The organism is Streptomyces sp. NPDC012637 (genome assembly GCF_042954805.1).
Classification (GTDB): domain Bacteria; phylum Actinomycetota; class Actinomycetes; order Streptomycetales; family Streptomycetaceae; genus Streptomyces.
Map to the genome: position 1 here is coordinate 226,680 of NZ_JBIBDS010000009.1, position 25,956 is coordinate 252,635.

A 25,956-nucleotide genomic window follows, 5' to 3' on the forward strand; every position below is an offset into this window, starting at 1 on the left:
GTCGTCTCATTCTCCGGTTCGTCCTTGCCCGTTCGCCTCGTCCAGGACTCCGGGCAGGGCCCGGAGGAAGGCGTCCGCGTCGGCGTCGGTGAGGACCAGCGGAGGCATGATCCGTACGACATCGGGGGCGGGCGCGTTCACCAGGAGGCCGGCGTCCTGGGCCGCCTGCTGCACCTGGGGTGCGAGGGGCCCGGTGAGCACGATACCCAGCAGGAGGCCCGCACCACGGACGTGGGAGACCAGCGGGTGGCCCAGGGCCTCGATTCCCTGGCGCAGCCGCTCCCCGACCGCCTTCACGTGGTCGAGGGCCGCGTCGGTGCCGAGCGTGTCCAGGACGGCGAGGCCGGCGGCGCAGGCGACCGGGTTGCCGCCGAAGGTGGTGCCGTGGTGGCCGGGCGAGAAGAGCTCCGCGGCCGCGCCGAAGGCGACGGTCGCGCCGAGCGGCAGCCCGCCGCCGAGTCCCTTGGCGAGGGTCACGACGTCCGGCTCGACGCCTTCGTGGGCCTGGTACGCGAACCAGTCGCCGCACCGGCCGATGCCGGTCTGCACCTCGTCGAGGACGAGCAGGGTGCCAGTGGCGCGGGTGATCTCCCGGGCGGCCTTGAGGTAGCCCGGCGGCGGGACGACGACGCCGTTCTCGCCCTGGATCGGCTCGATGATCACCAAGGCGGTGTCCTCGGTGACCGCGGCCCGCAGCGCCTCCGCGTCCCCGTACGGGACGTGCGTGACGTCGCCGGGCAGCGGCAGGAAGGGCGCCTGCTTGGCGGGCTGGCCGGTGAGCGCGAGGGCGCCCATGGTCCGGCCGTGGAAGCCGCCGTCGGTGGCCACCATGTGGGACCGGCCGGTGAGCCGACCGATCTTGAACGCGGCCTCGTTGGCCTCGGCGCCCGAGTTGCAGAAGAAGACCCTGCCGGGCCGGCCGAAGAGGCTCAGGAGCCGCTCGGCGAGCGCGACGGGCGGCTCGGCGACGAACAGGTTGGAGACGTGGCCGAGGCTCCGGACCTGCCGGGAGACGGCCTCGACGACGGCCGGGTGGGCGTGGCCGAGGGCGTTGACGGCGATGCCGCCGACGAAGTCGAGGTACTCCTTGCCGTCGGCGTCCCAGACCCTGGCGCCCTCGCCGCGGACCAGCGGCAGCCGGGGCGTGCCGTAGTTGTCCATGAGGGCGCCCTGCCAGCGCTGGGTCAGCTCGGTGTTCCCGGTCACTTCTCCCCCTGGTCGTTCGTGCCGTCCGGCACGACCATCGTGCCGATGCCCTCGTCGGTGAAGATCTCCAGCAGGATGGAGTGCTGGACCCGGCCGTCGATGACGCGGGCCGTGGTGACGCCGTTGCGCACGGCGTGGAGACAGCCCTCCATCTTCGGGACCATGCCGCTGGAGAGTTCGGGCAGCAGCTTCTCCAGCTGGCTCGCGGTGAGCCGGCTGATGACCTCGTCGCTGTGGGGCCAGTCCTCGTAGAGGCCCTCGACGTCGGTCAGGACCATCAGCGTCTCGGCGCCCAGCGCAGCAGCGAGTGCCGCAGCCGCCGTATCAGCATTGACGTTGTAGACATGGTCGTCGTCCTGGGAGCGGGCGATGGAGGAGACGACGGGGATGCGTCCGTCGTCGAGGAGTGCCTGGATGGCGCCGCTGTCGATGGCGGTGATCTCGCCGACCCGGCCGATGTCGACCTGTTCGCCCTCGATGAGCGGCTGGTGCTTGGTGGCGGTGATGGTGTGGGCGTCCTCGCCGGTGATGCCGACGGCGAGCGGACCGTGCCGGTTGAGCAGGCCGACGAGCTCGCGCTGGACCTGGCCGGCGAGCACCATCCGCACGACGTCCATGGCTTCGGGCGTGGTGACCCGCAGGCCCGCCTTGAACTCGCTGACCAGGCCGGCCTGGTCGAGGGCGGCGCTGATCTGGGGCCCGCCGCCGTGCACCACGACCGGCTTGAGGCCGGCGTGGTGCAGGAAGACGACGTCCTGGGCGAACGCGGCCTTGAGGTCCTCGTCGACCATGGCGTTGCCGCCGAACTTGATGACGACGGTCTTGCCGCGGTGCCGGGTGAGCCAGGGCAGCGCCTCGATGAGCGTCTGGGCCTTGGGGAGCGCGGTGTGCTTCCGCGTGGCGTTGGTCATGACGAGTAGGCGCTGTTCTCGTGGACGTAGTCGGCGGTGAGGTCGTTGGCCCAGATGACGGCGGACTCGGTGCCGGCGGCGAGGTCGGCGGTGATGACGACCTCCCGGTAGCGCATGTCGACGAGCTCGCGGTCCTCGCCGACGGAGCCGTTCCGGCACACCCAGACGCCGTTGATGGCGACGTTGAGCCGGTCCGGCTCGAAGGCGGCGGAGGTGGTGCCGATGGCGGAGAGCACCCGGCCCCAGTTGGGGTCCTCGCCGTGGATGGCGCACTTCAGGAGGTTGTTGCGGGCGATGGACCGGCCGACCTCGACGGCGTCGTCCTCGGTGGCCGCGTTGATCACCTCGATGCGGATGTCCTTGCTGGCGCCCTCGGCGTCGCCGATGAGCTGGCGGGCCAGGTCGGCGCACACCTCCTGGACGGCCTGGGCGAACTCGTCCTGGGCCGGGGTGACGCCGGCGGCGCCGGAGGCGAGCAGCAGGACGGTGTCGTTGGTGGACATGCAGCCGTCGGAGTCGACCCGGTCGAAGGTGAGGCGGGTGGCCTGCCGCAGCGCGGCGTCGAGGCCCTTGGCGTCGACGTCGGCGTCGGTGGTGAGGACGACGAGCATGGTGGCGAGGCCGGGAGCGAGCATGCCCGCGCCCTTGGCCATGCCGCCGACGGTCCAGCCGTCCTTGCCCGCCACGGCGGTCTTGTGGACGGTGTCGGTGGTCTTGATGGCGATGGCGGCCTTCTCGCCGCCGTGCACGGAGAGCTCGGCCGCGGCCTTCTCCACGCCGGGCAGCAGCTTGTCCATGGGGAGCAGGACGCCGATCAGTCCGGTGGAGGCGACGGCGACCTCGCCCGCGCCGGTGTCGGTGCCGCTCGCGCTGAGGACCTCGGCCACCTTCTCGGCGGTCGCGTGGGTGTCCTGGAAGCCCTTCGGGCCGGTGCAGGCGTTGGCGCCGCCGGAGTTGAGGACGACGGCGGTCAGCTCGCCGTCGGCGAGGACCTGCTGGGACCAGAGGACGGGGGCGGCCTTGACACGGTTGGAGGTGAAGACTCCCGCGGCGGCGCGGCGCGGCCCGGTGTTGACCACGAGGGCCAGGTCCGGGTTGCCGTTCTCCTTGATCCCGGCCGCGATGCCCGCGGCCGTGAATCCCTTCGCTGCGGTGACACTCATGGAGCGACTCCCATCGTGGAAAGTCCGGTCGTCTCGGGAAGTCCGAGGGCGATGTTCATGCTCTGCACCGCGCCGCCGGCGGTGCCCTTGGTGAGGTTGTCGATGGCGCTGATCACGATGATCCGGTTCGCCGCCGGGTCGTGGGCGACCTGGAGCTGGACCGCGTTGGAACCGTAGACGGACGCCGTGGCGGGCCACTGCCCCTCGGGGAGCAGGTGGACGAACGGCTCGTCCGCGAAGGCCTTCTCGTACGCGGCGCGCAGGGTCTCGCCGGTCACGCCGGGCCTGGCGGTGGCCGTGCAGGTGGCGAGGATGCCGCGGGGCATCGGCGCGAGGGTGGGCGTGAAGGAGACGGTGACCCGCTCGCCCGCCGCCGCGCTGAGGTTCTGGATCATCTCGGGGGTGTGGCGGTGGCCGCCGCCGACGCCGTACGGGGACATGCTGCCCATGACCTCGCTGCCGAGCAGGTGCGGCTTGGCGGCCTTGCCGGCGCCCGAGGTGCCGGAGGCGGCGACGATCACGGCCTCGGGTCCGGCGAGCCCGGCGGCGTAGGCCGGGAAGAGCGCGAGGGAGACGGCGGTGGGGTAGCAACCGGGCACCGCGATGCGCTTGGACCCCTCCAGCGCGGCGCGGGCGCCCGGCAGTTCGGGAAGGCCGTACGGCCAGGTGCCGGCGTGCGGGGAGCCGTAGAAGGCCTCCCAGTCGGCCGGGTCCTTCAGCCGGAAGTCGGCGCCCATGTCGACGACGAGGGTGTCCGGACCGAGCTGTTCGGCGACGGCGGCGGACTGGCCGTGCGGCAGGGCGAGGAAGACGACGTCGTGCCCGGCGAGGGCCTCGGCCGTGGTCTCCTCCAGGATCCGGTCGGCGAGCGGCAGCAGGTGCGGCTGCAGTCCGCCGAGCCGCTGGCCGGCGTTGGAGTGGCCGGTCAGGGCGCCGATCTCGACACCGGGATGGGCCAGGAGGAGGCGCAGGAGCTCTCCGCCCGCGTATCCGCTCGCGCCCGCGACTGCTGCTCGTACCGTCATCGAAACCCTCCTCATGGATGGCATGACTATACGCATGAGCGCAGTTTTATGCAAAGCCCCTCCCGTGAAGCGGTGACACTCGGTCGAACGCGTGCCACTCGGGGTCAGGCCGCCGCCCCGGTCGCCGGGTCCGGACCATGCCGCCGCGACCCGCTACCCGGCCAAGGGCCCGCCACCGTGTCACAACCGCGCGCCCCACGACGTCAATTCTGTGCACCGCCCGCACCGACCGCACCCGCACCCGCACCCGGCATGCACAGGAGTGACACCCATGGACGAGGAGACCTTTCTGCCCGCGCGGCCCGCCGGGGATCCGGCGCGGGACCGGGCCGTCGTGGACGTGTTCCTGAGCGCGGTGCACCACCGGGACCCGCGCGTGCTCGCCGCCGTGCTCCATCCCGAGGTGGTCGCCCGCTCGGAACACGGAACGGCCGTCGGCGCGCCCGCCGTCGCCGACGGAGCCGCGTCCGCGCTGTCCCGGCACGCGGGACGCGCGGCCCGTCCGGCCCTGGTCGGCGGAGCGCTCGGGGCGGTCGCCTTCGACGACGGACGACCGGTCACGGCGGTCGTGTTCACCCTGCGCGAGGGACGGATCGCGGAGCTCGCCATCACCACGGGCGAGGACCGTGTACGGGCCCTCGGCCTGCGGTTTCCCGAGCAGTGAGGGGCCCGCGGGGAGCGGCCGGACCCCTCCTGCGGGAAATCCGGATGCGTCCGGCCGGCGCCCTCCCCTAGCCTGGAGCACATGTCCACGCCCCGAATTTCCTAGCCAAGGACCCGCTTCCACGCCACCCGTGTGTCCTTGAGCTTGTTCGGAGCGTAATCCCATGATCACCGTTCGCGGTGCCGACGTGCGCGTCGGCGCCCGCCTCCTCCTGTCCGGAGTCTCCTTCCACATCGCGCCCGGCGACCGCGTCGGGCTCGTCGGCCGCAACGGCGCCGGCAAGACGACCCTCCTCCACACCCTGGCCGGGCTGCGCGCGCCGGCCGCCGGCAGCGTGCTGCGCACCGGGCCCGTGGCGCACCTGGCGCAGGACTCCCGCGCCGCCGATCCCGACGTGACCGTCACCGACCGGATCCTGTCCGCGCGCGGCATGGACGTCGCCGTGCGGCGCCTGCGCGAGGCCGCCGAGCGGCTCGCGGAGCACGCCGACGACCGCGCGATGGACGCGTACGCGCGCGCCGAGGCCGCCTTCGAGGCCTGCGGCGGTTACGCGGCCGAGGCCGAGGCGGCGCGGGTCGCCGCGGGGCTCGGGCTGCCCGCCGAGGCCCTGGCGCGGCCGGTCGGCACACTCTCCGGCGGGCAGAAGCGCCGCGTCGAGCTGGCCCGGATCCTCTTCGCCGGGCACGGCCGCGAGGGCACGCTCCTGCTGGACGAGCCGACCAACCACCTCGACGCCGACTCGGTCGGCTGGCTGCGCGGCCACCTCGCCGCCCACCAGGGCGGCCTGGTCGTCATCAGCCACGACCTCGACCTGATCGGGGCCACCGTCAACCGGGTCTTCCACCTCGACCCGCAGCGGGCGACGATCGACGTCCACAACACCGGCTGGGCCGCCTACCTCACCCAGCGGGAGGCCGACGAACGGCGCCGCACCCGCGAGCGCGCCAGCGCCGAACGCAAGGCGGCGGCGCTGCACGCGCAGGCGGACAAGATGAAGGCCCGCGCCTCGACCTCGGTCACCGCCCGCAGCATGGCCCGCCGTGCCGACCGGCTCCTGGAGGGCCTGGAGGACGTGCGGCGCGCCGAGCACGTGGCGCGGATCCGGCTGCCGGAGCCCGCGCCCTGCGGCCGTACGCCGCTCGGCGCCGTCTCCCTGACCAAGGGCTACGGAGGCGGGCGCCCGGTCCTCGACGGCGTCGACCTGGCGGTGGACCGGGGCTCGCGGCTCGTGGTCCTCGGCCTCAACGGCGCGGGCAAGACGACCCTGCTGCGACTTCTCGCGGGCCGGGAGGCCCCGGACTCCGGCCGCGTCGTGCACGGCCACGGCCTGCGCGCCGGCTACTTCGCCCAGGAGCACGAGACGCTGGACCCGGACCGCACGGTCCGGGAGAACCTGGCCCTGGCCGCCCCGCACCTGACGGACGGCGAGGTCCGCCGCGTCCTCGGCGCCTTCCTGTTCCGGGGCGACGACGCCGACAAGCCGGCCGGGGTCCTCTCGGGCGGCGAGAAGACCCGGCTCGCGCTCGCGGGCCTGGTCCACTCCGGCGCGAACGTGCTGCTCCTCGACGAGCCGACGAACAACCTGGACCCGGCCTCGCGCGACGAGGTCCTGGCCGCCGTCGGCACGTACCCGGGCGCGATCGTCATGGTCACGCACGACGAGGGCGCGATCGACGCGCTGCGCCCGGAGCGGGTGCTGCTGCTCCCGGACGCGGAGGAGGACCTGTGGAACGAGGGCTACCGGGAGCTGGTCAGCCTCGCGTGACGTCCTGGCGGGCGCGGTCCGGCCCGCCGGCCCGCTTCACGGCTCTGAGGACCACGAACTTCGGGTCGCTCGCGACGAGTTCGCTGTTGCCGAAGATCCGCCGCAGGGTGACGTGGTAGCCGAGGTGCCGGTTGCCGACCACCCACAGCTCCCCGCCGGGCCGCAGGGCCCGGCGGGCGTCGGCGAACATGCGCCGCGCGGTGTGGTCGGTGGTGGCCTGGTGGCTGTGGAACGGCGGGTTGTTCAGCACGAGGTCGACCGAACCGGGGGCCGCGTCCGCGAGCCCGTCGCCCACCGTGAACTCGGCCTTCCGTCCCTCCCCCGCGTGGGTGCGGAAGTTCTCCTCGGCCGAGGCGACGGCCTGGTAGGACTCGTCCGTGAACAGCAGCTCGGCCTCGGGCTCGGCGAGGGCGACGGCGAGCCCGACGACGCCGTTGCCGCAGCCGAGGTCGGCCACGCGCGCCGCTCCGATGCCGGTCGGCAGGTGCTTCAGGAAGAACCGCGTGCCGATGTCCAGCCGGTCGGCGCAGAACACACCCGCCTGGTTGACGACCGTGCGGCCGGCGAGCCCGGCCGGCGCGTCGCCCGGCAGCGCGTACCGCAGCGGCCAGGGGTTCGCCGCGGGCTCCCCCTGTCCGCCCGTGGCCGCCGGCGTCGTGTGGATGAGCCGGGCCTTCTTCACGGCCAGCGACGTCCGCGTGGGTCCGAGGATCCGCTCGAACAGCTCCAGCGTCGAGGTGTGGATCTCCTTCACCATGCCGGTACCGACGATCACGGTGTCCTCGTGCACGGCGGGAGCGAGCCGGTGCAGCTGGTCCTCCAGCAGCGCGAGGCTCTTGGGCACCCGTACGAGCAGCACGTCGACCCGGGCGGGCGGCGGGTCCTGGGTGGTGAGCAGCGTGACCGCGTCAGGGGCGGCGCCCGAGCGGGCCAGGTTCTCCGCCGTGGCGCTCCGGCCCAGGTACGAGTCGGAGATCTGCGTCAGCCGTCCCGCGCCCGTCCCGGAGCCGGCGTCGGCCCTGGCCGCGGCGAGCGCGGTGACGAGCGCACCCCACCGGTCGCCGACCACGGCGACGGTCCCGGACAGGCCGGTGCCGGACTCGGCGAGGTGGTTCAGCAGGTACTCGTCCGCCGCGTCCCAGGCGCGCAGCGGGTCGCGCGGGTCGGCGGGGAAGCGGGTGAGCGGGAAAGTGCCCCATGACGTGGTCAGACGGTTCATCGTGCCACCAGGCTAGCCGGTCAGGAGACGGCCGCCGCCAGCTGAAGGTGCCACAGTCCGGGGCGGCCGGTGAGGGTGACCGTGGACAGCGGGCGCACGTCGACGTTCCAGTACGTGGCGGGCGGGGCCTTCAGCGCGTAGACGAGGGCGGCGCGGACGACGGCCGGCTCGGCGACGGCGACGATGGCGCCGTCGTCCGCGGGCCGGGTGTCGAGCCAGCCGCCGACCCGCGTGATGAACGACAGAAGCGTTTCTCCGCCGTGGGGCGCGGTGCGTGGATCGGTGAGCCAGGCGTCCACCGCCGCGGGTTCGAGGGCGGCCACCTCGGCCAGCGTGAGGCCGCGCCAGCGGCCCATGTCGCAGTCGCGGAGGGCCGGCTGGGCGAGCGGCGCGTAGCCGAGGGCGGTGCCGGTGGCGCGGCTGCGGGGCGTCGGGGAGCAGTAGCGCAGCTCGGCGGCACCGAGCGGAATCAGCCGCGGCGCGGCGAGCTGCACCTCGTACCAGCCGGCCTCGTCGAGCGGCCGGTCGTCGTCGAAGCGTTCGGCGAGCAGGGAGGAGCTGCGCGCCGCCGCGACGAGCGTGACCCGAAGACCCATGGCCGCGATCGTGAGGCCGGTGGCCCCGCAGGTCAAGGGGTCAATGGCAGGGTTGCGCGAGGGTCTTGCTCACTGCTGTCCGAGTGCCATCCACTTGTCCGGATTCTGCAGTGGCGTGAAACCGACCTTCTCGTAGACGCCGTGCGCGTCGGCGGTGGCGAGCATGATGCGGCGCAGCCCGTACGGCTCGAGGTGGTCCCGGACCGCGACGACGAGGGCGGTGCCGAGGCCGGTGCCGCGGGCGGGCCGGTCGACGTAGACGTCGCAGAGCCAGGCGAAGGTGGCGTAGTCGGTGACGACCCGGGCGTACGCGGCCATGTCGCCGCTCTCGCGGTCATAGGCGCCGAAGTTGAGGGAGCCGGCGATGGCCGCGTCCTGCTTCTCCCGAGGTCGGCCCATGGCCCAGTACGCGTCGGTGGAGAGCCAGAGGTGGACGCGGGCGGCGTCGACTCGGGCCGGGTCGGCTGAGATCTCGTACGCCCCGTGCATGACGGCGGCGTCCGAGGCGGCGGTGTCGGTCATGGCGGCAGGCTGCCAGGAGCGCCGTCCCGTGTCAGGCGAATTTGCCGGGGGCGAGGGCGGGGCGCGCGGCCGGTCCCGGAGGGCCTGCGGCGCGCCCGGCGCGTCACCCGGTGAGCTCGTCGACGGCCGCGCGCAGCCGCCGCACGCCCTCCAGGATCTCCGTACCGCCCGCGACACCCGCGAAACTCAGCCGGATGTGGCCGGCGGGCGGTTCGGCGCAGAAGTAGGGCCGGCCGGGAGCGGCGGCGACTCCGGCGCGCAGCGCGGCCGGGAGCAGCCCGGCTTCCGGGAGGGTGTCCGGGAGCCGGAGCCACAGGTGGTAGCCGCCGGAGGGGATGTGCGGCAGGGCGAACTCGGGCAGGTGGTGCGCGAGGGCACCGGTCATCGTGTCGCGCCGGCTCTTCAGCTCCTGGGAGACGGCGCGCAGGTGACGGTTCCAGGCGGGCGAGCCGACGAGTTCGAGGGCGGTCTCCTGGAGGGGCCGGGGGACGAAGAAGCTGTCGACGACCTGGATGGCGCGGAGGCGTTCGAGGACGGGTCCGCGGGCGGCGAGCGCGCCGACCCGGAGGCTCGCCGAGGTGATCTTGGTGAGGGAGCAGACGTGGACGACGACGCCGTCCGGGTCGTCGGCGGCGAGCGTTCCGGGCAGCGGGCCGGCGTCGGCGTGGACGAGGCGGCGGGCGAAGTCGTCCTCGACGACGAAGGCGCCGGCGGCGCGGGCGATGCGGACGACGGCGGCCCGGCGCTCGGCGGCGAGCGCGGCTCCGGTGGGGTTCTGGAAGAGCGGCTGGCACACGAACACCCGGGCACCGGTGGCGCGGAAGGCCGCTTCGAGCAGCTCGGGCCGGACGCCGTCGGCGTCGGTGGGCACCGGCACCGGCCGCAGCCCGGCGGCGCGGGCGACGGCGAGCATGCCGGGATAGGTGGGCGATTCGACCAGGACGGGGGTGCCGGGCGGGGCGAGGGCGCGCAGGGCGGTGGTGATGGCGGACTGGCCGCCGGCGGTGATGAGGACCTCGGCGGCGGTGACGCTGCCGCCTATCTCACGGGCGAACCACTCGCGCAGTTCGGGCAGTCCGTCGGTGGGCGGGCGGCCCCATGCACCCGGCCTGCGGCCGGCCCGGGCGAGGGCGGCGGCCAGGGCGCGCTCGGGCTGGAGGGACGGGTGGAGGTAGCCGCCGTTGAACTCGACGACTCCGGGCGGCGGCGCGGAGAGCGTGACGAGGACGCCCGAGGCGTCGACGGCGCGCGGGACGAGTTCGGTGGCGGTGTCGGCGCTGAGGGCGAGCTCCTGCCAGGAGGTGTCACCGACGGCGGGAGCGGCGGTGCGCGGTTCGGCGCGGTAGGCGCCGGCGCCGGGGCGGGTGACGACGAGCCCTTCCGCGGCGAGCTGGGCGAGCGCGCGGGTGACCGTGACCGGGGAGACGCGATGACGCTCGACGAGCACCCGGCTCGACGGCAGCTTCTCTCCAGGTGAGTAGCGGTCAAGCTCTGCTCTCAGACTGTTCGCCAGTTCAGCGACACTGCTAGGCTCGTGCATGACAGCACAGAATAGCGCTACTACTCCGAACACGATAGCGGTCGCCACTGCCGGAAGTCCGGCCGCCGCGACGGACGTGCGGAGCGCTCCCGCTCCGGCCGCGCAGCGCGGCACCCTGCTCGCCGCTCTCGGAGTGGTCTCCTTCTCGCTGACCTTCCCCTCGACCGTCTGGGGCCTGGAGAGCTTCGGCCCCTGGTCGCTCGTCGCCGTCCGCTCGGTGCTCGCCGCCCTCATCGCGGGCGCCTTCCTGCTCGGAGGCCGGGTGCCGCTGCCGCAGCGGCGCCACTGGGCGGGGCTCGCGGTCGTCGCGGGCGGCGTGGTGGTCGGCTTCCCGCTGCTGACCACGCTCGCGCTGCAGACCTCCACCACCTCGCACGCCGCCGTGGTCGTGGGCCTGCTGCCGCTGACGACGGCGACCTTCGCCGCGGTCCGTACCGGTCGCCGCCCGTCCCGTACGTTCTGGATCGCGGCCGTGTCCGGAGCGGTCGTCGTGCTCGCCTTCACGCTCCGGCAGAGCGGGGGCGCGCTGTCGACCGGCGACCTGTACCTGTTCGGGGCCCTGCTGGTGTGCGCCGCCGGCTACACGGAGGGCGGACGGCTCGCCCGGGTGATGCCGGGCTGGCAGGTGGTCGGCTGGGCGCTGGTGCTGTGCCTCCCGCTGATGACGGTGGGCGCGGCCGTGTCCCTGTCGTACGAGCCGGTGCACGTCACCGCGCACGGCATCGCGGGCCTGGTCTGGGTGGCCGCCGGATCCACCTTCTTCGGTCTGTACGTCTGGTACCGCGGCATGGCCGCGATCGGCATCCCACGCGCCAGCCAGCTCCAGCTCGCCCAGCCGCTGCTCACGCTCTTCTGGTCGGTCACCGTGCTCGGCGAGGACCTGACCCCGGCGGCGCCGGTGGCTGCCGTGGCGGTGCTGGTCTGCATCGCCGTGACCCAGCGGGCGAAGAGCTGAGACCCAGGTCACAATGGCAGACGTAGGCTCGTCAACAGGACGAGCCGGGGACGAAACCGGCCGCGAGGAGGTCACCCCGATGCGTGCGAGCGTGGGCGACAAACTGCTGGTGCACGGCCGGACCGTCGGTCAGCACGACCGTACGGCCGAGGTCCTTGAGGTGAAGGGCGAGAACGGTGCTCCCCCGTACCGCGTCAAGTTCGATGACGACGGCCACGAGGCCCTGATGTCGCCGGGCCCCGACACCGTCGTACGCCACCACCTGGAGACCGGGGGCCAGTGAGCCCCCGGGCCGCAGCTCCACAGGACACTTCCGGGAAGCGACGGGGCGTCAGACGTCGGCGAGGACGGCGGTGAGCGCGCCCAACGGGTCCTTGGCGACCTCGCGGGCCGCGAAGTAGCAGTGCCCGCCGACGCCCGGATAGCCGCGCGCGAGTTCCACGTGGCGCGCCAGCTCCCCCGGGTCCTGCCACGCCGCCGGCTGGGCGGGGTCGCCCACCTTGTACAGCGCCTCGCCGATGTAGAGCCGTACGCCGGTGCCCTGCACGGTCCGCTCCCACCACGGCACGAGCTTGGCGTAGTCGGTGGCCGGGAAGCCGATGTTCCAGTAGAGCTGCGGGATCACGTAGTCGATCCAGCGCTCGGTGATCCACCGCCGGGTGTCGGCGTACAGGTCGTCGTAGGTCTGCAGGCTCGTGGTGTCGGAGCCCGCGGGGTCGGTGCCGGCGTTGCGCCAGACGCCGAAGGGGCTGATGCCGAAGGCGACGCCGGGCTTGACCTCCTTGATCCGCTCGGCCATCTCGGAGACGAGCAGGTCGGTGTTGTTCCGCCGCCAGGCGGCCCGGTCGGCGAACCCCGCCCCGTGCCGCGCGAAGGCCTCGTCGTCGTCCAGGACCTGCCCCGCGACCGGATACGGGTAGAAGTAGTCGTCCCAGTGCAGGGCGTCGATGTCGTAGCGGCGTACGGCGTCGAGCATGGCGTCCTGGACGTGCCGCCGGACCTCGGGCAGGCCCGGGTTGTACAGCAGCCGCCCGTCGTAGGTGAGTGCCCACTCCGGGTGGAGCCGCACCGGATGCTTCTCGGCCAGTCGCGCCGGGTCGGCGTGGCTCGCGACGCGGTACGGGTTGCACCAGGCGTGCAGCTCGAGGCCGCGCGCGTGCGCCTCGGTCACGGCCGTCCCCAGCGGGTCCCAGCCCGGGTCGGCACCCTGGACCCCGGTGAGGCACTGGGCCCAGGGCTCGTACCGCGAGGGCCACAGGGCGTCGGCCGAGGGGCGGACCTGGAACAGGACGGCGGTCATCCTGCGCCGTACGGCGAGGTCGAGCAGGCGGAGGAGCTCGGCGCGCTGCGCGGCGGCGGTCAGTCCGGGCCGGGAGGGGAAGTCGCGGTTGGCGACGGTGGCGATCCACATGCCGCGGAACGCGGCCCCGGCGGTCCCGGCGGCTTCCGCGGGTTCAGCGGCCTCCACGGCTTCCGCGTCCTCCAGGGCCTCCGCGTCCTCCACGGGCTCCGCGGCCCCGGCGGGCCTCCCCGCGAGACCGAGACCGAGGCCCGAGAGCGCGGCCCCGGCTCCGGCCATGAACCCTCTTCTACCGATCGGCGGCATTTGTCACCCCTCGCTATCGGATACGTCACAGCCCATCGGACAGCATGCCCCGTCCAGAACGATCGATCATCGGTCGTGTCGGGAGTAACGTCGTGGGGTCGAGGCGGACGCACCGGAATCACACGGGCCCCCGCCGCCAGCAGAGAGCGAAAGGCACGAGGTGACGGACTCCATGGCCGACATTGAGCGCATCGGAGTGGTCGGCTGCGGCCAGATGGGCGCGGGCATCGCGGAGGTGTGCGCCCGCAGCGGTCTTGACGTGAGGGTCGCCGAGACCACCGGCGAGGCGCTGGAGATCGGCCGCACGCGGCTCTACAACTCGCTCGCCAAGGCCGCCGAACGCGGCAAGATCAGCGAGGAGGAGCGCGACGCGACGCTCGCGCGCCTCAGCTTCACCACCGACCTGGGCGAGTTCGCCGACCGCGACCTCGTGATCGAGGCGGTCGTGGAGAACGAGCAGGTCAAGACCGAGATCTTCCAGGTCCTCGACCAGGTGGTCACCCGGCCGGACGCCATCCTGGCCTCCAACACCTCCTCCATCCCGCTGGTGAAGCTGGCGGTGGCGACCTCCCGCCCCGACCAGGTCATCGGCATCCACTTCTTCAACCCGGCGCCGGTGCAGAAGCTGGTCGAGCTGATCCCCGCCCTCACCACCTCCGAGGGCACGATCAGCCGGGCCCAGCTGTTCGCCGAGAAGACCCTCGGCAAGCACGCCATCCGCGCCCAGGACCGCTCGGGCTTCGTGGTGAACGCGCTGCTCGTGCCGTACCTGCTCTCCGCCATCCGGATGTTCGAGTCGGGCATCGCGAGCCGCGAGGACATCGACAACGGCATGGAGTTCGGCTGCGCCCACCCGATGGGGCCGCTGAAGCTCTCCGACCTGATCGGCCTGGACACCATCGCCTCGATCGCGGACTCGATGTACGCCGAGTACAAGGAGCCGCTGTACGCCGCTCCGCCGCTGCTCCAGCGCATGGTGGACGCCGGCCGTCTCGGCCGGAAGACGGGCTCGGGCTTCTACCCGTACTCCTGAGCCTCCCCCGACTCCTGAGGAGCGCTCTCCGCCGTTCCTCAGGACCGGCGCTCCGGCGCCACCGGACGGCCCGTACACCGCACAGGTACGGGCCGTCCGGCCTTTTCCGCTCCGTGCCCCGCCGTCACCCCAGCCGCAGGTGGTGCAGCATGAGCAGCCCGGCCGCCATGTTCGCGGCCGGGACCTCGCCGCGGGCGATCATGTCGGGGACGAGCTTGAGCGGTACCCATTCCAGGCGCGAGGACTCGAAGGCGTCCTGCGGCGGCCCGGTCCAGGTGGCGTCCTCGCTCCAGTAGAGGTGGTGGCGGGCGTCGGTGAGGCCGTTGGAGGGCTCGACGGTGAGCAGCGGGCGCAGCGGCCCGGGGCGCCAGCCGGTCTCCTCCTCCATCTCGCGGGCCGCGGCGGCCTCGATCTCCTCGCCGTCCTCGACGACCCCGGCGGCCAGCTCCCAGCCCCAGCTGTCGGTGATGAAGCGATGGCGCCACAGCAGCAGGACCTCGTCGGCGTCGTTGACGGCGGTCGCGGCGGCGACCGGGCGTAGCCGGATCAGATAGTGGTCGAGCCGGCGGCCGTCGGGGAGTTCGACGTCCGCGAGATTGACCCGGAACCAGCGGTTCTCATAGACCGGCTGTTCACTTAGTTTCGTCCACTGCACGTTTTTGCCACCTTCCGACAGGTCGGTGATTACTTGGTGGCAATATCGCAGCAGGCGCCAGGTCGCAAGGAAACGCTCACAGGGGCACGCGCAGCGCACTGTCGACGATTTCGGCCGCCCGGCGCGCCTCCACGCCCCCGCTCGCGAGCAACTGCTCCCGCACCAGCCGGAGCCGGTCCCGCAGCCGCCGGGACTCCATCCCGCGCGCCTGCTCGGTCATCTCCTCCGCCGTCCGCGCCGCCCGGTCCGGCTCCCCCTGCCGCAGCTCGATCTGGCACAGCATGGCGAGCCGGTGCACCCGCCCCCGGTCGTGCGCCGGAGTCCCCACCGCCGCGGCCGCGTGCTCGTGGGCCGCCGCGAGTTCACCCAGACTGAGCAGGGCCTCTGCGACCTGCACGTTGACCAGGCCCGGCTGGACGTAACCCGTCTCGGCCGGCTCGCTTCCCGGGCTGATCCGCTCGGCCTCCGCCTCCGCCCGCAGGATGCAGGCGAGAGCCGCGGCGCCGTCGCCGAGATGCGCGTACGCCTTCGCCTGCATCGCCGTCAGATCGGCGGCGAGCGCGGGCGTGATCTCCCGTCCCGCCGAGCGCAGCGCGGCCTCCGCGAACGCCACGGCCTGCCGGTACTCCCCCATGAACAGCGACTGGTTGACGAGCAGGGCGACCACGTAGGCACCGAGGCCACGGTCGCCGCTCGCCTTCGCGAGCCGTAGCGCCTGGTGGAAGTAGCGCTGGGCGAGACCCTGGGCGTCGGAGTCGTACGCGCAGATCCCGGCCACGGCCACCAGGCCGCCGGCCGCCCGGTGCAGCCGCCGCCCGAGCGCGTCCCCGTACGCGCCGCGCAGCAGCGGCGCGGTCCCGGTGCCGAGGAAGCCGACGATCCGGGCGCGCGTCGCCATGCCGCCGGCCTTGCGGTACATCTGCTCGTAGTGGGCGCGGGCGGCGGTGAGCATCGAGACGTCGGCGGCCGAGACCCGGGTGCGGCCCTCGTGGGAGACGTCGACGTCCTCCGGCGGGTTCTCCCACTCCCACACCGGCATCACCGCCGGGGTCCCGGTGACCGCCTGTGCGCCGAGGACGTGGGTGCGCCCCTGCTCGTCGGAGCGCCACAGGGCGGTGGCCCGGTCGACGAAGCCGGAGAGCGGTGTGCCGGGGGCGGGAAGCAGCGTGCCGGGCACGCCGAGTCCGATGTCGTCGAGGGTGACCGGGCGGCGCAGCCGGCCGGCCAGCACTTCGCAGATCAGGTCGGGCACCTGGCCGCGGGGCCGCTGGCCCTTCAACCAGCGGGCCACCGCGGTGTGTTCGTAGCGCAGCGCGAGGCCGCGGGCCCGGCCGGCCTGGTTCACCCGCGTGGCGAGGCCGGCGTTCGAGATGCCCGCCTCGGCGAGCAGGGCGCCGAGGAGGGTGTTGTGCTGAGGCATGTGCTGCATGGGACCGCTCCGGTGATTCGGTGCGCTCAGACTAGTGAAAAGGACGCTTTCGCACGGGGTGTGAACGAAGTGCTCGTTCTTCCCTTCCGTGCGCGCTGTCGAAGTCGCCCCGGTACGGGTTGACTTGGGTCTCTCGCCGAAGGGCGAGGACCGGGCCGCCGGCTCCCCCTCGTACAGTGCGGTCGCCCGGTCGCATGCGCCGTCCGTGCTGTTGATCTGCCCGACACTCCGTGGCAGCACGGACGGCGCCGGCCAACTGCCCATCCCTGTCTCACTGGTTCGGACGCTAGTGCGGGGAGGGCGCGGGCCGGGTACGGCGCAGCCCGGGTTCGGCGGGCTGCGCCGGTACCCGCACCCGGTCGTTGCGGACGACGAGCAGCGCGACGTCGTCGGCGAGCCGGCCGCCCGTGTGGCGCAGCAGCGCCGCGTGGACCCGCCGCACGAGCACGGCGGGGGCCTCGCGCGCCGCCCCGGCGAGGACGGCGGGCAGCGGGAAGAACCGGCCCCGGTGGTCCCGGGCCTCCTCGGCGCCGTCGGTGTGGAGCACCAGCGTCTCACCGGGCAGCAGCCGGGTCGCGGGGTACGGCACGAGTTCGGCGGGCAGCGGGAAGGCACCGAGCGGCGGCAGCGGCTCGCCTACGGGCACGGGTTCGACGCGGCGGCCGCCGATCCGGTACGGCCCCGGGTGCCCGCAGTCCAGAACCTCGACGAGACCGTCCGGACGGATCTCCAGGAGCAGCAGCGTCACGAACTCCTCGGCCGCGGGATGCTCGGGCGCTCGCCCGCCCCTGGCCGGGTGCTCCTCACGGGCCCGCTCGCACAGGTGCCGTCCGAGGGCCCGCTCCAGCCTCCTGAGCACACCGGCGAGTTCGGCCTCGTCGTGCGCGGCCTCGCGGAAGCTGCCGAGGAGGGCGACCACCGCCCCGAGCGCGGCGAGCCCGTGCCCCCGCACGTCGCCGATCACGATTCGCACGCCGTACGGCGTGGCCACCGCCTCGTACAGGTCGCCGCCGACCACGGCACCCCGGGACGCCGACAACTGTCCCGCGGCGACCGCGAGCCCGTCGAGCCGCGCGGGCGGCGGCCGCAGCAGCACCTGCTGCGTCGCCTCGGCCACGGCCCGCACCCGCACCAGTTCCCGCTTGAGCCCGCACCGCACGCCGAGCACGATCCCGAGCCCGACCGTCAGGAAGACGGCACTGGTGGCGATCCGCATCGGCAGCCCGGGCTCCCGGGCCAGCGGACACCACAGCCGCCAGGCGACGGCCACGACCCCCCACACCACCGGGACCAGCAGCGGAGCCGTCCGCCGAAGCCAGGAGCCTTCGGCAACCAATGACCTGTCACGGAACATCCACGGCCCTTCCCGAGGCCCGCCAGCGCCCGAAGACCCTGCGGCACACAGGCCCGCCCCTGTGGCCGGGTCGATTCTCGCGGGGCCGGAGGACCTGGCGGAACACCCGCCGGAGATCTCACCCGAAGGAGTGAGCAACCGTACGGGAACCCGCACGGGAGTGCGGAGGGCCGGCGCACGCGAAGGGGCCCTGCCCCGGGCCGTCGCCCGGGGCAGGGCCCCTCGCTCGCTACGCGCCGTACGGCGTCGCCGTCAGGCGCCGCGCAGGACCGCGCCCGTGTGCTCCGCCGCCATGGCGACCGCGGCGTCGCGCGCCGCGGTGGCCTCCTCGACCGTCAGGGTGCGGTCGGGGGCGCGGAAGCGGAGGGCGTAGGCCAGGGACTTCTTGCCCTCGCCGGTCTGGTCGCCGGTGTAGACGTCGAACAGGCGGATGGACTCCAGCAGTTCGCCCGCGCCGCCGGCCAGGTAGTACTCGACCATGGCGGACGGGACGTCCTTGTCGACGACCAGGGCGACGTCCTGGGTGGCGACCGGGAAGGCGGAGATGCGCGGGGCCTTCAGCGGGCCCGCGCTCGCGCGCTCCAGGACGTCCAGGTCCAGTTCCATCGCACAGGTGCGGGCCGGCAGGCCGAGGGCCTTGACCACGCGCGGGTGGAGTTCGCCGCCGTGGCCCGCGAGGGTCTTCACGCCGTCGATCACCACGTGGAACGCGGCGCAGCGACCGGGGTGCCACGGGGCGTGCTGGTCGGCGTCGATCAGCAGCTCCGCGCCCGCCTCGGCGGCCACGGTGCGCGCCGCCTGGATCGCGTCGGCCCAGTCGGCCGGGCGGCCCTTGCTCCACCAGCCGGCCTGCTCGCGCGCGCCGGCCAGGACGACCGCGACGCGGCGCGGCTGCTCGGGCAGCGCGGCGTTGACGCGGGCGATCTCCTCGTCGGACGGACGCCCGTCGACACCGAGGCGGACGGCCACGGCCGGCTGGTCCTCGGTGGGCCGGAAGACCAGGCCGGTCTCGAAGAGCGCCAGGTCGTGGCTGCCGCGCCCGTCGTTGCGGCGCAGCGCGCCCAGGAGGCCCGGCAGCAGCGTCGTACGGAGCGCGGGCTCCTCGTCGGAGAGCGGGTTGACCAGCTTCACGACCCGGCGGCGGGCGTCGTCCGCGTCCAGGCCGAGCTGGTCGAAGACCTGCTCGCCGATGAAGGGATAGTTCAGCGCCTCGACGTAGCCGGCGCCGGCGAGCGCGCGGCCCACCCGGCGGTGGACGCGCTGGCGCTCGGTGAGGCCGCGGCCGGCCGGGGGCTTGGGCAGCGTGGAGGGCAGGTTCTCGTAGCCCTCCAGGCGGATCACCTCTTCGGCCAGGTCGTTCGGCACGTAGAGGTCGGGACGCCACGACGGGACCGTGACGACGAGCTCGTCCTGGCCGTAGACGTCGCAGCCGATCTCCTGGAGACGGCGGACGACGGTCTCGCGGCCGTAGGCCACGCCGGCCACCTTGTCGGGGTGGTTCGCCGGCATCGTGATCGTGTGCGGCGCGGACGGGGCGATGACCTCGGTCACGCCGGCCTCGGCGGTGCCGCCCGCGAGGAGCACGAGCAGGTCGACCGTGCGCTGCGCGGCCGCCGCGGCGGCCTGCGGGTCGACCCCGCGCTCGAAGCGCTTGGAGGCCTCCGAGGACAGCTTGTGGCGGCGGGCCGTGCGCGCGATCGAGATCGCGTCGAAGTGCGCGGCCTCGATGACGACCTCGGTGGTGCCGACGAGGGCGCCGGTCTCCGGGTCGGCGACCGGGTCGGCGATCTCCGTGTCGGCACCGCCCATGACGCCCGCGATGCCGATGGGGCCGCGGTTGTCGGTGATGACCAGATCCCCGGAGTCGAGGACGCGCTTGGCACCGTCGAGCGTGGTGATCTTCTCGCCCTCGGCGGCGCGGCGGACGCCGATGGGGCCGTCGACGCGGCTGCGGTCGTAGGCGTGCAGCGGCTGGCCGAGCTCGATCATCACGTAGTTCGTGACGTCCACGGCGAGCGAGATCGGACGCATGCCGGCCTTCTGGAGGCGGCGCTGCATCCAGATCGGCGAGCGGGCCTCGGGGTCGAGGCCGACGACCGTGCGCGCGACGAAGCGGTCGCAGCCGACCGGGTCGGCGACCTGGACCGGGTAGCCGTACGCGTTGGGGGCGGGCACGTCGAGCAGCGCCGGGTCGCGCAGCGGCAGGCCGTAGGCGATGGCGGCCTCGCGGGCGACGCCGCGCATCGACAGGCAGTAGCCGCGGTCCGGCGTGACGGCGATGTCGAGGACCTCGTCGTAGAGCTCGAGCAGCGCGGTGGCGTCGGTGCCGACCTCGTGCTCCGGCGGCAGCACGATGATGCCGTGCGAGCCGTCGTCGCCCATGCCGAGCTCGTCGCCCGAGCAGATCATGCCGCGGGAGACCCTGCCGTACGTCTTGCGCTCGGCGATCCGGAAGTCGCCGGGCAGCACGGCGCCGGGCAGGGCCACGACGACCTTGTCGCCCTCGGCGAAGTTCCGGGCACCACAGATGATCTCCTGCGGCTCACCGGTGCCGTTGGCCTGACCGACGTCGACGGTGCAGAAGCGGATCGGCTTCTTGAACTCGGTCAGCTCCTCGATGGTGAGGACCTTGCCGACCACCAGCGGGCCGGTGAGGCCCGCGCCGAGCTGCTCGACGGTCTCGACCTCGAGGCCTGCCGAAATGAGCTTGGCCTGCACGTCACGGCCGGTCGCGGTCGCCGGCAGGTCGACGTACTCCCGCAGCCAGGAAAGCGGGACCCGCATCAGATCTCCATCCCGAAGGGCCGGGTGAACCGGACGTCACCCTCGACCATGTCTCGCATGTCTTCGACGTTGTGGCGGAACATCAGCATCCGCTCGATGCCGAACCCGAAGGCGAATCCGCTGTACTTCTCGGGGTCCACACCGCAGGCGACGAGCACCTTCGGGTTGACCATGCCGCAGCCGCCGAGCTCGATCCAGCCCTCGCTGCCGCAGGTGCGGCAGGGACGGTCCGGGTTGCCGACGGACTCGCCGCGGCAGACGTAGCAGAGCATGTCCATCTCGGCGGACGGCTCGGTGAAGGGGAAGAAGTTCGGGCGGAGCCGGGTCTTCATGTCGGGTCCGAAGAGCGCCTGGACCATGTGGTCCAGGGTGCCCTTGAGGTCGGCCATCGTGAGGCCCTCGTCGACGGCCAGCAGCTCGATCTGGTGGAAGACCGGGGTGTGGGTGGCGTCGAGCTCGTCGGTGCGGTAGACGCGGCCGGGGCACACCACGTAGACCGGGGGCTCCCGGTCGATGAGGGTGCGGGCCTGCACCGGCGAGGTGTGGGTGCGCAGCACGACACCGGACTCGTCGCCCGTGGTGCCCTCGGGGCCCTGGACGAAGAAGGTGTCCTGCATCTGCCGCGCCGGGTGGTCCGGCACGAAGTTCAGGGCGTCGAAGTTGAACCACTCGGCCTCGACCTCGGGGCCCTCGGCGACCTCGTAGCCCATCGACACGAAGACGTCGGCGACGCGCTCCATGAGGGTGGTCAGCGGGTGCCGGGCACCGGCCGGGATCCGGTCGTACGGCAGGGTGACGTCGACGGCCTCCTCGACGAGGACCCGGGCGTCGCGCTCGGCCTCCAGCTCGGCCTGGCGGGCGGCCAGCGCCTTGGACACGGCACCGCGGGCCTGGCCCACGATCTTGCCGGCCGCGGCCTTGGCGTGCGGGGGCAGGGCGCCGATCTCCCGGTTGGCGAGCGCCAGCGGCGAGGTGCCGCCGGTGTGCGCGGTCTTCGCGTGGGCGAGCGCGTCGAGGTCGCCTGCGGCGGCGAAGGCGGCGACCGCCTCGTCCCGCATGCGCTCGATCTCTTCCGGTTTCAAGGCCTCGACCTCGACCGGGTCGTACGACTTATTGGGTGCCGACATCTCTTCCCGTGCTTCCGTTGGCTTGGCTGGGCGGCCCCGAGCTCGACGTCAAGGGCGCAAACGTGCCAAAGGACGAGTCTAACGGGGCGCGGGGACGCGAATGAGCCCGTGGGCCGTCCGACCGGCTCCCGACCTCGTACGGTCTCGTCAGGCGAGACGCGCGTACGGGTCAGAGGAGGTGTGCCGGGGTGCCGACGGGCAGGATAAATCGGAACTCGGCCCCGCCACGGGGACCGCGTCCGACGGTGATCGTGCCGCCGTGGGCCTCGACGACGCCCTTGACGATGTAGAGGCCGAGCCCGGTGCCGCCGCGCTTGCTGCCCCGCCAGAAGCGGGTGAACACGCGGCCCATCGACTCCTCGGGGATGCCGGGGCCTTCGTCGCTCACGGTGACCTCCGTCCCCTTCTCTCCGTCGCTGGTGGCCGTGGTGGGTGCCACCTCGATGGTGACGGTTCCCTCGCCGTGGCGCACCGCATTTTCGAGCAGGTTGCCGAGGATCTGGTCGATCTTGTCGGGGTCCGCCCACAGCTCGGGCAGGCCCGGCCTGACCCGGACGAAGAAGCGGTCGGGCGACTGGCCGCCGGTGGTGTGGGCGTGCACGTGCCGGCCGACGGCGGCGGCGATGTCCACGGGCTGACGGCGGACCTCCAGGCGCCCGGAGTCGATCCGGGAGATGTCGAGGAGCTCGGCGATCAGCCGCTTGATGCGGCCCGCGTCGGCGTCGACGGTCTCCAGCATCAGCCGCTTCTGGTCGTCCGTGAACCGATCCCACTTGTCGAGGAGGGTCGCGGTGAAGCCCTTGACGGAGGTGAGCGGCGAGCGGAGCTCGTGCGCGACGGTGGCGATGAGCTCGGCGTGGCTGCGCTCGGTGCGCCGGCGCGCCTCGGTGCCGCGCAGCGAGACCACGACCCGCCGCACCGGCCCGCCCGGCCGGGCGCGGACGTAGCGGGCGGAGACGAGCACCTCGCGCCCGCCGGGCAGCAGCAGGTTGCGCTCGGGCTGGCCGCGCCGGGTGGCGAGACCGCCGTAGGGGTCGGTCAGCGCCCACCAGCGGCTGCCCTTGAGGTCCTCCAGCGGCAGCGCCTCGTCGAGCGGGCGGCCGAGCGCGCTGGCGGCCGGGACGGCGGTGATGCGGCCGGCGGCGGCGTTGAAGCAGACGATCCGGCCGGTCTCGTCGGCGACGACGAGACCGTCGGGCAGGTCGTCGGGGTCGATCCCGGGGCCGTCGGCGAAGCCGATGTCGGCGGCGGGGCCGGGGCCGGCGTCGGATCCGCCGGCCGGGCAGCCGTCGCTCTCGCACGAGGGGGCGGCCGCCTGCTCCGGTACGGGCGGGGGCGCGGGCTGCTCCGGTACGGGCGCCGGTGGCGCCTCCGGCGCGTGCGGCGCGGCGCTCCGTGCCTGTGCGGGACTGCCCGTGCCGACCGTCATCCCCGTAATCCCACCCCTCCGTGTACCGCAGTGGGCCCCGAGAGCGTCACCCTACTAGGTCCTGTCGTCAAACTCCCGTCGTCGCCCGGAGGGCGGCCCTGCGGCGTCAGGTGCGTGCTCTCGGCGTGCCGGGCGCAAGGCCTCGTACGGGACGTACTCGGGCTTGTGCCCGGTGCGGCGAGAGCGCGTGCATGGCGTCGCGGGGCAGGCGGGAGTCTGACGACAGGGCCTGGGCGGGCGGGCCCTGTGGAGGTCTCAGGAGGTGGTTCGGGGGCGTTGGGCGCGCGCGGAGGCGTAGAGGCACACGGCGGCGGCGGTCGCGAGGTTGAGGCTCTCGGCCTTGCCGTGGATCGGGACGCGGACGACGGCGTCGGCGAGGGCCCGGGTCTCCTCGGGCAGCCCCCAGGCCTCGTTGCCGAAGACCCAGGCGGTCGGGCCGCCCATGGTGCCGGCGTCCAGCTCGTCGTCGAGGTCGTCCTCGCCCGCGCCGTCGGCGGCGAGGATCCGCACGCCGACGCCCTTGAGGCCCTCGACGGCCTGCTCCACGGGCACGCCGACGGCGACCGGGAGGTGGAAGAGGGAGCCGACGGAGGCGCGCACGGACTTGGGGTTGTACAGGTCCACGGAGGCGTCGGTGAGGATCACGGCGTCGGCGCCCGCGGCGTCGGCGCAGCGCAGCACGGTGCCGGCGTTCCCGGGGTCGCGGACGTGCGCGAGGACGGCGACCAGCTTGGGCCGGGCGGCGAGGATGTCCTCGAACGGCGAGTCGAGGAAGCGGCAGACGCCGACGAGGCCCTGCGGGGTGACGGTCTGGGAGACCTCGGCGAGGACGGCGTCGGAGGCGTGGTGGACCCGGGCCCCGGCGGCGCGGGCGGCGTCGACGATCGTGGCGTAGCGCTCGGCGGCCTCGACGGTGGTGAACAGCTCGACGAGGGTCGGCTGTCCGGTGCTGCCGCGGTGCTCGACGGCCTCGCGGACGGCCTGCGGGCCCTCGGCGATGAAGAGGCGGTCCTTGCCCCGGAAATTGCGCTTGGCGAGCCGCCGGGCGGCGACGACGCGCGGCGAACGCGGGGAGATCAGCTCGGGGGTGGACATGTGCCTGCGGCTCTCTGACTCTCGACGACGGCTCGATGACGGCAGCGGTGGGGCGTGAGGACCTGTCCGGCCCTGATCCGCCGGACGGGCCCCTACGGCGGTCAACGCGCCGGACCCGCAGGCGCGAGGCCTGCGGGTCCGGGCAGAAGTACTGCGACCTGGAAGATCAGGCGGCGGCCTTCGGGGCGTTGACGTCGGCCGGGAGGGCCTTCTGCGCGACCTCGACCAGCGCGGCGAACGCGTTGGCGTCGTTGACGGCCAGCTCGGCGAGGATCTTGCGGTCCACCTCGATGTTGGCGGCCTTCAGACCCTGGATGAGGCGGTTGTACGTCATGCCGTTCAGGCGGGCAGCGGCGTTGATGCGCTGGATCCACAGCTGACGGAAGTCGCCCTTGCGCTTCTTGCGGTCGTTGTAGTTGTAGACCAGCGAGTGGGTGACCTGCTCCTTGGCCTTGCGGTAGAGGCGCGAACGCTGACCGCGGTAGCCGGAGGCCTGCTCGAGGATCGCCCGGCGCTTCTTGTGGGCGTTGACTGCCCGCTTGACGCGTGCCACTTCTTAACTCCTTGTAGCGGGGCCGTGGTGTGTTCACACGACCCGGAAAACGGATGGGTCCCGGTCTGTGCCGGATGCCCTCGTCGGACGAGGACGGGAGATCAGATCAGATGCCCAGCATCTTCTTGATCTTGGCGGAGTCACCCGGGGCCATCTCGGCGTTGCCCGTGAGGCGACGCGTCAGCTTGGACGACTTGTGCTCGAGCAGGTGGCGCTTGCCGGCGCGCTCCCGCAGGATCTTGCCGGAGCCGGTGACCTTGAAGCGCTTCTTGGCACCGGAGTGCGTCTTGTTCTTCGGCATAGCGCCGTTATCTCCTCGTCAGTGGCGCTCCCCCGGTGCGGACACCGGACAAGCAGGAGCGTCAATTCTTCGTTTGGTGGTTCCGGGCGGAACCCTGGGGCTGCCGGTGGGGCAGCCCCGCGGGATCACGCCTCGGCGTTCTCGGCCGACGTGTCGGCCGAAGCCTGCTCGGCCGGGGCCTCCGCGGCGGCGGAACCGCCCTGGCGTTCGGCCTTGCGCGCGGCCTGGGCCTCGCGCGCCTCGGCCATGGCCTCGGTCTTCTTCTTGTGGGGACCGAGAACCATGATCATGTTCCGGCCGTCCTGCTTCGGGTTGGACTCGATGAAGCCGAGCTCCTGTACGTCCTCCGCGAGGCGCTGCAGCAGTCGGTAACCGAGCTCCGGGCGGGACTGCTCACGACCACGGAACATGATCGTGATCTTGACCTTGTCACCCTGCTTGAGGAACCGGACGACGTGACCCTTCTTGGTGTCGTAGTCGTGCGGGTCGATCTTCGGCCGGAGCTTCATCTCCTTGATGACCGTGTGCGCCTGGTTCTTGCGCGCCTCACGGGCCTTCATGGCCGACTCGTACTTGAACTTCCCGTAGTCCATGAGCTTGCACACGGGCGGACGGGCGTTCGCCGCGACCTCAACCAGATCGAGGTCGTACTCCTGCGCGAGCTCCAGGGCCTTGGCAAGGGGGACGATGCCCACCTGCTCGCCGCTGGGGCCGACAAGACGCACCTCGGGAACGCGAATCCGCTCGTTGATGCGGGGCTCGGCGCTGATGGATCCTCCTCGGTAGCACCACGCGACCGCCTCGGCGGACGGACACGTCACGGTAGAACTGTCAGGACCAACCGAGCGGGTGCACGAAAAATGCCCCGGACGGGACACAGGCGGGGCTCCATGAAACCGGAGCACCGCCGCGAGCCATCGCGGGGCGCACATCGGGCGGCTCCATCGTCCGTACGGAACGATGGATGCCACCTGACCGGTGACCCGCCGCCCCTCAAGGGCAGCCAGGTGGGAGATCGGAGCCT

General features: G+C 73.1%; 24 protein-coding genes. 5 read left to right on the plus strand and 19 right to left on the minus strand.

Going from position 1 to position 25,956, the window contains the following annotated elements; genetic code table 11:
• Positions 1–6 precede the first annotated feature (6 nt).
• Genes ACFY8W_RS31820 through argC form a run of 4 tightly spaced genes read right to left on the minus strand, consistent with a single transcriptional unit; the run spans position 7 to position 4,305 of the window.
• The gene (locus tag ACFY8W_RS31820; RefSeq protein ID WP_391112768.1) at positions 7–1,206 is read right to left on the minus strand and encodes an acetylornithine transaminase; all 1,200 of its coding nucleotides are present in this window, start codon (positions 1,204–1,206) and stop codon (positions 7–9) included.
• Positions 1,203–2,117, minus strand: coding sequence for an acetylglutamate kinase (gene argB / locus ACFY8W_RS31825; protein ID WP_391112771.1), 915 nt, complete (start codon positions 2,115–2,117; stop codon positions 1,203–1,205). The genes ACFY8W_RS31820 and argB overlap by 4 nt, the downstream gene beginning before the upstream one ends.
• Positions 2,114–3,280, minus strand: a complete 1,167-nt coding sequence (gene argJ, locus ACFY8W_RS31830; RefSeq protein WP_391112774.1) for a bifunctional glutamate N-acetyltransferase/amino-acid acetyltransferase ArgJ — start codon at positions 3,278–3,280, stop codon at positions 2,114–2,116. The genes argB and argJ overlap by 4 nt, the downstream gene beginning before the upstream one ends.
• Positions 3,277–4,305 carry an N-acetyl-gamma-glutamyl-phosphate reductase gene (argC, locus tag ACFY8W_RS31835; protein WP_391112777.1) on the minus strand — a complete coding sequence of 343 codons (1,029 nt, stop codon included), beginning with the start codon at positions 4,303–4,305 and terminating at the stop codon, positions 3,277–3,279. Before argC ends, argJ begins: the two co-directional genes overlap by 4 nt.
• 271 nt (positions 4,306–4,576) lie before the next feature.
• Between argC and ACFY8W_RS31840 the strand changes: the two genes are divergently transcribed.
• Together ACFY8W_RS31840 and ACFY8W_RS31845 are read left to right on the plus strand one after the other, a co-directional pair.
• Entirely contained in the window at positions 4,577–4,969 is a 393-nt protein-coding gene (locus ACFY8W_RS31840) for a hypothetical protein (RefSeq protein ID WP_391112780.1), read from the plus strand.
• Between the two features lie 163 nt (positions 4,970–5,132).
• A complete protein-coding gene (locus ACFY8W_RS31845) occupies positions 5,133–6,734 on the plus strand; it encodes an ATP-binding cassette domain-containing protein (RefSeq protein ID WP_391112783.1) in 1,602 nt (533 codons plus the stop codon).
• Here the strand turns inward: ACFY8W_RS31845 and ACFY8W_RS31850 are convergent.
• The 4 genes from ACFY8W_RS31850 to ACFY8W_RS31865 form a co-directional block, all read right to left on the minus strand.
• Complete coding sequence (locus tag ACFY8W_RS31850; protein ID WP_391113358.1) at positions 6,721–7,944, minus strand: methyltransferase; 1,224 nt, start codon at positions 7,942–7,944, stop codon at positions 6,721–6,723. The two genes, ACFY8W_RS31845 and ACFY8W_RS31850, sit on opposite strands and share 14 nt — an antisense overlap.
• Before the next feature lie 29 nt (positions 7,945–7,973).
• Positions 7,974–8,549, minus strand: a complete 576-nt coding sequence (locus tag ACFY8W_RS31855) for a histidine phosphatase family protein (RefSeq protein ID WP_384416439.1) — start codon at positions 8,547–8,549, stop codon at positions 7,974–7,976.
• Between the two features lie 69 nt (positions 8,550–8,618).
• Entirely contained in the window at positions 8,619–9,071 is a 453-nt protein-coding gene (locus ACFY8W_RS31860) for a GNAT family N-acetyltransferase (protein ID WP_391112787.1), read from the minus strand.
• A gap of 103 nt (positions 9,072–9,174) precedes the next feature.
• Entirely contained in the window at positions 9,175–10,611 is a 1,437-nt protein-coding gene (locus ACFY8W_RS31865) for an aminotransferase class I/II-fold pyridoxal phosphate-dependent enzyme (protein ID WP_391112790.1), read from the minus strand.
• Between ACFY8W_RS31865 and ACFY8W_RS31870 the strand changes: the two genes are divergently transcribed.
• Together ACFY8W_RS31870 and ACFY8W_RS31875 are read left to right on the plus strand one after the other, a co-directional pair.
• Positions 10,610–11,566, plus strand: a complete 957-nt coding sequence (locus ACFY8W_RS31870; RefSeq protein ID WP_391112793.1) for an EamA family transporter — start codon at positions 10,610–10,612, stop codon at positions 11,564–11,566. The two genes, ACFY8W_RS31865 and ACFY8W_RS31870, sit on opposite strands and share 2 nt — an antisense overlap.
• A 79-nt stretch (positions 11,567–11,645) precedes the next feature.
• Positions 11,646–11,849: a DUF1918 domain-containing protein gene (locus ACFY8W_RS31875; protein WP_391112796.1), complete on the plus strand. Its 204-nt coding sequence runs from the start codon at positions 11,646–11,648 to the stop codon at positions 11,847–11,849.
• A gap of 48 nt (positions 11,850–11,897) precedes the next feature.
• Here ACFY8W_RS31875 and ACFY8W_RS31880 read toward each other — a convergent pair whose 3' ends face one another.
• Positions 11,898–13,145 carry a family 10 glycosylhydrolase gene (locus ACFY8W_RS31880; protein WP_391112799.1) on the minus strand — a complete coding sequence of 416 codons (1,248 nt, stop codon included), beginning with the start codon at positions 13,143–13,145 and terminating at the stop codon, positions 11,898–11,900.
• A 199-nt stretch (positions 13,146–13,344) separates the two neighbouring features.
• Between ACFY8W_RS31880 and ACFY8W_RS31885 the strand changes: the two genes are divergently transcribed.
• A complete protein-coding gene (locus tag ACFY8W_RS31885) occupies positions 13,345–14,205 on the plus strand; it encodes a 3-hydroxybutyryl-CoA dehydrogenase (protein WP_391112802.1) in 861 nt (286 codons plus the stop codon).
• A gap of 124 nt (positions 14,206–14,329) precedes the next feature.
• Here ACFY8W_RS31885 and ACFY8W_RS31890 read toward each other — a convergent pair whose 3' ends face one another.
• The 10 genes from ACFY8W_RS31890 to infC form a co-directional block, all read right to left on the minus strand.
• Positions 14,330–14,860: an NUDIX domain-containing protein gene (locus ACFY8W_RS31890; protein WP_391112805.1), complete on the minus strand. Its 531-nt coding sequence runs from the start codon at positions 14,858–14,860 to the stop codon at positions 14,330–14,332.
• Positions 14,861–14,936: 76 nt separating this feature from the next.
• The gene (locus ACFY8W_RS31895; protein WP_391112807.1) at positions 14,937–16,280 is read right to left on the minus strand and encodes a transcriptional regulator; all 1,344 of its coding nucleotides are present in this window, start codon (positions 16,278–16,280) and stop codon (positions 14,937–14,939) included.
• Between the two features lie 295 nt (positions 16,281–16,575).
• Positions 16,576–17,643, minus strand: a complete 1,068-nt coding sequence (locus ACFY8W_RS31900) for a SpoIIE family protein phosphatase (protein WP_391112810.1) — start codon at positions 17,641–17,643, stop codon at positions 16,576–16,578.
• A gap of 252 nt (positions 17,644–17,895) precedes the next feature.
• Positions 17,896–20,427, minus strand: a complete 2,532-nt coding sequence (gene pheT / locus ACFY8W_RS31905) for a phenylalanine--tRNA ligase subunit beta (protein ID WP_391112813.1) — start codon at positions 20,425–20,427, stop codon at positions 17,896–17,898.
• The gene (gene pheS, locus ACFY8W_RS31910) at positions 20,427–21,554 is read right to left on the minus strand and encodes a phenylalanine--tRNA ligase subunit alpha (RefSeq protein ID WP_391112816.1); all 1,128 of its coding nucleotides are present in this window, start codon (positions 21,552–21,554) and stop codon (positions 20,427–20,429) included. Before pheS ends, pheT begins: the two co-directional genes overlap by 1 nt.
• Before the next feature lie 169 nt (positions 21,555–21,723).
• Complete coding sequence (locus ACFY8W_RS31915; protein WP_391112820.1) at positions 21,724–22,983, minus strand: ATP-binding protein; 1,260 nt, start codon at positions 22,981–22,983, stop codon at positions 21,724–21,726.
• Positions 22,984–23,238: 255 nt separating this feature from the next.
• A complete protein-coding gene (locus ACFY8W_RS31920; protein ID WP_391112823.1) occupies positions 23,239–24,078 on the minus strand; it encodes a TrmH family RNA methyltransferase in 840 nt (279 codons plus the stop codon).
• A gap of 166 nt (positions 24,079–24,244) precedes the next feature.
• The gene (gene rplT, locus ACFY8W_RS31925) at positions 24,245–24,631 is read right to left on the minus strand and encodes a 50S ribosomal protein L20 (RefSeq protein WP_019884941.1); all 387 of its coding nucleotides are present in this window, start codon (positions 24,629–24,631) and stop codon (positions 24,245–24,247) included.
• A 106-nt stretch (positions 24,632–24,737) separates the two neighbouring features.
• Entirely contained in the window at positions 24,738–24,932 is a 195-nt protein-coding gene (gene rpmI / locus ACFY8W_RS31930; protein ID WP_041128339.1) for a 50S ribosomal protein L35, read from the minus strand.
• Positions 24,933–25,057: 125 nt separating this feature from the next.
• Positions 25,058–25,753, minus strand: coding sequence for a translation initiation factor IF-3 (gene infC, locus ACFY8W_RS31935; RefSeq protein WP_384414684.1), 696 nt, complete (start codon positions 25,751–25,753; stop codon positions 25,058–25,060).
• Between the last annotated feature and the right edge of the window lie 203 nt (positions 25,754–25,956).

Bases quoted from the DNA above. Each gene is read 5' to 3' on its own strand.
- argB (WP_391112771.1), bottom strand. From the start codon at position 2,117: ATGACCAACGCCACGCGGAAGCACACCGCGCTCCCCAAGGCCCAGACG.
- argJ (WP_391112774.1), bottom strand. From the start codon at position 3,280: ATGAGTGTCACCGCAGCGAAGGGATTCACGGCCGCGGGCATCGCGGCC.
- argC (WP_391112777.1), bottom strand. From the start codon at position 4,305: ATGACGGTACGAGCAGCAGTCGCGGGCGCGAGCGGATACGCGGGCGGA.
- ACFY8W_RS31840 (WP_391112780.1), top strand. From the start codon at position 4,577: ATGGACGAGGAGACCTTTCTGCCCGCGCGGCCCGCCGGGGATCCGGCG.
- ACFY8W_RS31845 (WP_391112783.1), top strand. From the start codon at position 5,133: ATGATCACCGTTCGCGGTGCCGACGTGCGCGTCGGCGCCCGCCTCCTC.
- ACFY8W_RS31855 (WP_384416439.1), bottom strand. From the start codon at position 8,549: ATGGGTCTTCGGGTCACGCTCGTCGCGGCGGCGCGCAGCTCCTCCCTG.
- ACFY8W_RS31860 (WP_391112787.1), bottom strand. From the start codon at position 9,071: ATGACCGACACCGCCGCCTCGGACGCCGCCGTCATGCACGGGGCGTAC.
- ACFY8W_RS31870 (WP_391112793.1), top strand. From the start codon at position 10,610: ATGACAGCACAGAATAGCGCTACTACTCCGAACACGATAGCGGTCGCC.
- ACFY8W_RS31865 (WP_391112790.1), bottom strand. From the start codon at position 10,611: ATGCACGAGCCTAGCAGTGTCGCTGAACTGGCGAACAGTCTGAGAGCA.
- ACFY8W_RS31875 (WP_391112796.1), top strand. From the start codon at position 11,646: ATGCGTGCGAGCGTGGGCGACAAACTGCTGGTGCACGGCCGGACCGTC.
- ACFY8W_RS31880 (WP_391112799.1), bottom strand. From the start codon at position 13,145: ATGGCCGGAGCCGGGGCCGCGCTCTCGGGCCTCGGTCTCGGTCTCGCG.
- ACFY8W_RS31885 (WP_391112802.1), top strand. From the start codon at position 13,345: ATGGCCGACATTGAGCGCATCGGAGTGGTCGGCTGCGGCCAGATGGGC.
- ACFY8W_RS31895 (WP_391112807.1), bottom strand. From the start codon at position 16,280: ATGCCTCAGCACAACACCCTCCTCGGCGCCCTGCTCGCCGAGGCGGGC.
- ACFY8W_RS31900 (WP_391112810.1), bottom strand. From the start codon at position 17,643: ATGTTCCGTGACAGGTCATTGGTTGCCGAAGGCTCCTGGCTTCGGCGG.
- pheT (WP_391112813.1), bottom strand. From the start codon at position 20,427: ATGCGGGTCCCGCTTTCCTGGCTGCGGGAGTACGTCGACCTGCCGGCG.
- pheS (WP_391112816.1), bottom strand. From the start codon at position 21,554: ATGTCGGCACCCAATAAGTCGTACGACCCGGTCGAGGTCGAGGCCTTG.
- ACFY8W_RS31915 (WP_391112820.1), bottom strand. From the start codon at position 22,983: ATGACGGTCGGCACGGGCAGTCCCGCACAGGCACGGAGCGCCGCGCCG.
- ACFY8W_RS31920 (WP_391112823.1), bottom strand. From the start codon at position 24,078: ATGTCCACCCCCGAGCTGATCTCCCCGCGTTCGCCGCGCGTCGTCGCC.
- rpmI (WP_041128339.1), bottom strand. From the start codon at position 24,932: ATGCCGAAGAACAAGACGCACTCCGGTGCCAAGAAGCGCTTCAAGGTC.